At 38.2% G+C, this 3314-nt stretch carries 1 protein-coding gene; it reads left to right on the top strand.

Annotated elements, in window-relative coordinates:
* Window positions 1-238: 238 nt before the first annotated feature.
* On the top strand, window positions 239-3043 hold the full coding sequence (locus MUW73_RS03895) for a PD-(D/E)XK nuclease family protein (RefSeq protein ID WP_243018420.1): 2805 nt from the start codon (window positions 239-241) through the stop codon (window positions 3041-3043).
* Window positions 3044-3314: the final 271 nt, after the last annotated feature.

The raw sequence follows: 3314 nt of genomic DNA, 5'->3' as shown, positions 1-3314 counted from the left end.
CCTTAAAGCTGGAAAAACAGCATCCACCCTGCAACATCCATTGCAACTGTTTTTCTGATCATCTGTAAACGAAGCTTTCTGATTGTACTTTTTTCAAAGGGCGCTTTTTACTAGCACTAAGCCATAGTGGTGAACGAAAACTGTAGAAATTATTGTTTAGTTTTTCAAATTCCTTAAGTTCAGGTTATGAAAAAATCTCCTTAGTGCTAGGAAAATTATTGCTGTGTGTATCAACCCAATGAAAACCAAACAACATCCCCCTTTTGTAGCAGCTGTTGTCAACCATTTGAATCAGGGAGATAGCCTAGGGAAACGGCTTATTGTATTTCCTACGCAGCTATCTATTGATTATTTTAACCTCTTCTTAGATAAGAAGAAATGGCAAGACTGTGTGACCTGTTTAACCTTGCATCAGTTCATTTTGACCCATAGTAGCCTCAAACTATTACCTAATATAGCCTTGCTAAGCAAGCTCCATTGCTTAGCTGAGCAAATATTAAATAGAAAAGAATCTTTCGAGCAATTTTGTAGTTGGGGGATTTCCCTGCTAGAAGACTTTAGTAGTATAGATACCTATCTGGTCAATAGTGCTTCGTTGTTTGCCTCTTTACTACAGCAAAAAAAACTAAACAACAATTCTTTTGTAGAAAAAACGCTCTTAGCATCTCTTAAAAAGTCTAGAACCTTATCGCTAGACCAACCAATGGAAGCGCTTTTTTTTTGTCAGCAGTTACCTATGCTTTACGAAGCTTTTAGAGAAAAATTAATAGAAAAAGGGGAGGGATATGAAGGATTATGCTACCAAGCGGCTCAACCTTGTCCGGAAATAATGGCTACCTATCAGGAATTAATCTTTGTTGGATTTAATTTGTTAACCCCCGTTGAAGAGCGTTTTATTAGGCAATGCCATTTGCTTGCTTTAACCACCTTTTTTTGGGATGTTGATACCCATTATTTAGATAATGAGATCAACCTAGCGGGCCATTACCTGCGTCAGCATAGGGAAAAAAAATGGGTTGAAAACAGCTTCTCCAAGCTTACGTATTTGAATGATCCTCATAAAAAAGTTTCCCTAATAGAAGCATCCAGTATAGTAGCACAGGTAGAAGCGATAGTAGTTGCCTTGCAAACCAAAACAGATGATGGCCAACCCAAGTTTTTGCCCGGACAAACCGCCATAGTAGTTAGTGGTAGCCAACTACTTATACCTTTACTGGACCGGCTCTCTAACCTACCTATTCCGCTGCATGCCAGATTAGATTATCCATTTAGTGCTACCGTTATATATAGCTTAGTAGTCCGATTGGTGCAACTTTGGGAAGCTTCTATGGCTACTCCGGTGCAGCCAGAAATAGCCAGCCATTTGGCGGATGTGTTAGCCTTATGTTATCCCTTTCTGCAAGAAAAAAGCCAATTAGAGATCACTGCTATGCGTCCATTACTCCAAAAAGATGGATCAAATGGTACGTTATATCAAGGTGGCTTTGAGCTATTTGATCTATGGTTGAATAAGGGTCGTAAGGGCCTTTTGCCTTACCTTACAGAAGGGTTAACCTATCTCTATGACCATTTTGTAGAGACCCATTCTCTTTTCTTGGAAGTGAATAAAAGCGCATTAAGCTATCTATTGGAATATATAGAGGGATTAGTCGCAGAAATGATAGCGTGTTCTATTCCTTTTTTCTTGAGTGGTTTAAAAGGAAGTAAGATATTATTGCATAAAGATAATCCCTTACTAGGGCTTTATATTGTAGATGTTGCTGATTCCTATAATTTAGATTTTGAACATGTTTTCTTTTTGAACATGAATGAAGGCCACTTTCCTAAGCCTACCCATCGTGATTCTTTTTTACCGTATGATCTACGCGCTAGTTTTGGGTTGCCGGTAGATAAAGTAGTGGAAAATAAGGTTGCGTATGGATTTTATAGATTACTGCAGCGTGCTCAAAATATTTGTGCTTACTATACTCAAAAAAATCATTTAGATAGTTCTAATGAAATGAGTCGATTGTTAATACAATTGACTTTTGATAGCCAGTTAAACATAACAACTTCTCATCATGCCATTAACCCCTTACCAAGTGCTAAAACCGCTATAGTTATTGAGAAAGATCATGGAGTGATGCAGTTATTAAGTAAATTTTTGGTGCACGAAGGGGCAACTGCCTCTAGTTTAACCCCTTCTGCGTTAATTACTTATTTGTCTTGTCCGCTTCAATTTTATTTTAAATATTTGCTTCAACTAAAGCAGACGCGCCTTCCAAGAGATGAATCAGAAGCGCTACAATTGGGCACATTATTGCATCATATTATGGCCAGCTTGTACCAACCTTTTGTAGGTAAGCAGTTAGATAAAAAAGGTATCACCCAGCTCAAATCAAAGATACAAACAGGGATAGATCAAGCTATATCTAGGCAAAAAACCTCACTCAGCAGTCCTATGTTACTCTATGCGCTATTGGAAAAACTCTTAGCGCGTCTATTGGACCTAGATCATGCCGGTACACCATTTACTCTTTTGGGGATTGAAGTAGCCATAAAGCACCCCATAGTGCTAGATGGTGGGTCCATACAGCGAAGGATTTGGTTGAGTGGAGTAATAGATCGTATAGATAGGCCAAATAATTTTATACGTATTATTGATTATAAGACAGGTCTGGTGAATAATAAAATTGAGCACATCGTTACCCTATTTGATAGGACTAAGATTAAAAAAAACAAAGCTATTTTTCAGCTATTTTTTTACACTTGGCTCTTTAAGACCCAATATCGATCGGATGTGTCGCAACCGATCATGCCTTATCTGATTCCTATTCGGGAGCTTTTTGGGGAGGATTATAGGCCTGGTATTTTGATCCACAAACTCGATGATGGCAAAAATTACCAATGCATAAAGGATATTATGCCTTATGCAGCACTATTTGAAGAGGGGTTAAGTACCTTGCTTTCAGAAATATTTAATCCCGCTGTACCTTTTGTACAAACAGAAGATTATGCCATATGTAGCTATTGTCCATATGTGCGTATTTGTCAAAGGGATTAGCAGGTATGCTTCATTTACTGTTTGCTTGGGCAACAGCTAAGATACAGATTCTATATCTATTCAGGCCATGGCGTCGACTTAGTGATCATATTTACTTGACTATTAAGTGGAATAGCATTGTTTTGAATGGATGATTAGTAGGTCATCTGGCTTATCAGTGCTATATCTATGTTTTGAAAAAAGCTCTCCCTTCTAAAAATTGGCGATCAGCAAGCATAGTTCACCAGATAAAAAGAAAAGCAGTTGCAGGGAGGAGCCACCCTGCAACATC

It is taken from the genome of Candidatus Cardinium sp. cByotN1, assembly GCF_022810525.1.
Lineage (GTDB): Bacteria > Bacteroidota > Bacteroidia > Cytophagales > Amoebophilaceae > Cardinium.
This window is presented reverse-complemented; position numbering and strand designations above follow the sequence as displayed.